The organism is Streptomyces lonarensis, from assembly GCF_012033735.1.
Classification (GTDB): Bacteria; Actinomycetota; Actinomycetes; order Streptomycetales; family Streptomycetaceae; genus Streptomyces; species Streptomyces lonarensis.
The window spans coordinates 3,711-5,264 of sequence record NZ_JAAVJD010000298.1 but is presented as its reverse complement, the minus strand read 5'-3'; the positions used below and the strand labels follow the sequence as shown (position 1 = coordinate 5,264).

Genomic DNA, 1,554 nt, shown 5'->3' with positions numbered 1-1,554 from the left:
ACACAGTGGACGCAAGCAACTATGGACAAGCCCTCGGCCTATTAGTACCAGTCAACTCCACCCATTACTGGGCTTCCATATCTGGCCTATCAACCCTGTCGTCTACAGGGAGCCTTACCCCATCACGTGGGTGGGAGCCCTCATCTCGAAGCAGGCTTCCCGCTTAGATGCTTTCAGCGGTTATCCTTCCCGAACGTAGCCAACCAGCCATGCCCTTGGCAGGACAACTGGCACACCAGAGGTTCGTCCGTCCCGGTCCTCTCGTACTAGGGACAGCCCTTCTCAAGACTCCTACGCGCGCAGCGGATAGGGACCGAACTGTCTCACGACGTTCTAAACCCAGCTCGCGTGCCGCTTTAATGGGCGAACAGCCCAACCCTTGGGACCGACTCCAGCCCCAGGATGCGACGAGCCGACATCGAGGTGCCAAACCATCCCGTCGATACGGACTCTTGGGGAAGATCAGCCTGTTATCCCCGGGGTACCTTTTATCCGTTGAGCGACGGCGCTTCCACAAGCCACCGCCGGATCACTAGTCCCGACTTTCGTCCCTGCTCGACCCGTCAGTCTCACAGTCAAGCTCCCTTGTGCACTTACACTCAACACCTGATTACCAACCAGGCTGAGGGAACCTTTGGGCGCCTCCGTTACTCTTTAGGAGGCAACCGCCCCAGTTAAACTACCCACCAGACACTGTCCCTGATCCGGATCACGGACCCAGGTTAGACATCCAGCACGACCAGAGTGGTATTTCAACAACGACTCCACACACACTGGCGTGCATGCTTCACAGTCTCCCACCTATCCTACACAAGCCGAACCGAACACCAATATCAAGCTATAGTAAAGGTCCCGGGGTCTTTCCGTCCTGCTGCGCGAAACGAGCATCTTTACTCGTACTGCAATTTCACCGGGCCTATGGTTGAGACAGTCAAGAAGTCGTTACGCCATTCGTGCAGGTCGGAACTTACCCGACAAGGAATTTCGCTACCTTAGGATGGTTATAGTTACCACCGCCGTTTACTGGCGCTTAAGTTCTCAGCTTCGCCAGAACGAATCCTGACTAACCGGTCCCCTTAACGTTCCAGCACCGGGCAGGCGTCAGTCCGTATACATCGCCTTACGGCTTCGCACGGACCTGTGTTTTTAGTAAACAGTCGCTTCTCGCTGGTCTCTGCGGCCACCCCCAGCTCAAGGCGCAAAGCCCATCACCAGACGTGGCCCCCCTTCTCCCGAAGTTACGGGGGCATTTTGCCGAGTTCCTTAACCATAGTTCACCCGAACGCCTCGGTATTCTCTACCTGACTACCTGAGTCGGTTTAGGGTACGGGCCGCCATGAAACTCGCTAGAGGCTTTTCTCGACAGCATAGGATCATCCACTTCACCACAATCGGCTCGGCATCAGGTCTCAGGCACAAGAGAAGCGGATTTACCTACTCCTCGCCCTACACCCTTACCCCGGGACAACCACCGCCCGGGATGGACTACCTTCCTGCGTCACCCCATCACTCACCTACTACCAGCTCGGATCACCGGCTCCACCACACCCACGG

General features: G+C 56.5%; 1 rRNA gene (cut by a window edge). It reads right to left on the bottom strand.

Going from position 1 to position 1,554, the window contains the following annotated elements:
- Positions 1–21: 21 nt before the first annotated feature.
- Positions 22–1,554: ribosomal RNA gene (locus tag HCN56_RS23180) — 23S ribosomal RNA — on the bottom strand (it continues 1,691 nt past the right edge of the window).